This window comes from Micromonospora sp. MW-13 (genome assembly GCF_003434305.1).
In the GTDB taxonomy this organism is placed as follows: Bacteria; Actinomycetota; Actinomycetes; order Mycobacteriales; family Micromonosporaceae; genus Micromonospora.
The window spans coordinates 1-528 of record NZ_QKKX01000119.1 but is presented as its reverse complement, the minus strand read 5'-3'; the positions used below and the strand labels follow the sequence as shown (position 1 = coordinate 528).

At 66.3% G+C, this 528-nt stretch carries 1 pseudogene; it reads left to right on the top strand.

Annotation, left to right across the window (positions count from 1 at the left end):
- Positions 1-54: 54 nt before the first annotated feature.
- Positions 55-528 (top strand): annotated as a pseudogene (locus C5N14_RS31490) (IS6 family transposase); the annotation flags it as partial.

Sequence of the window (528 nt, the reverse complement as noted above, 5' to 3'; positions counted from 1 at the left end):
GTGTCCAGGGATCGAGGCAGGCCTGACGGGTGAAGCTATCGAGCCTCGTCGTCCCTGGTCGCCGCCGAAGTCGGCGTTCACCGGTTCCGGTTTCCCGCAGAGGTGATCGTCGTCGCGGTCCCCTGGTAGCTGCACTACAACCTCTCCTACCAGGACGTGGAGGAACTCCTGGGTGAGCGCGGTGTCGAGGTCGACCACGTCACCGTGTTCCGGTGGGTGCAACGGTTCACCCCGCTGCTGGCCGACGCCGCCCGGTTCGCTCGCCACTGCCCGGGTGACCGGTGGTTCGTCAACGAGACCTACGTCAAGGTCAACGGGGTTTGGCGCTACGTCTACCGCCCGATCGACCAACACGGACAAATCATCGACGTGCTCGTCCCAGCTCACCGTCATGCCGCTGCGGCCCGGCGGTTCTTCCAGCGCGCACTGCGGATGCTGAAGGTGACGCCCAGCGAAGTGGTCACCGACGCCGCTCCGGTCTATCCCGCCGTGCTCGACGACCTGATCCCCTCGGCTTGGCACCACGTC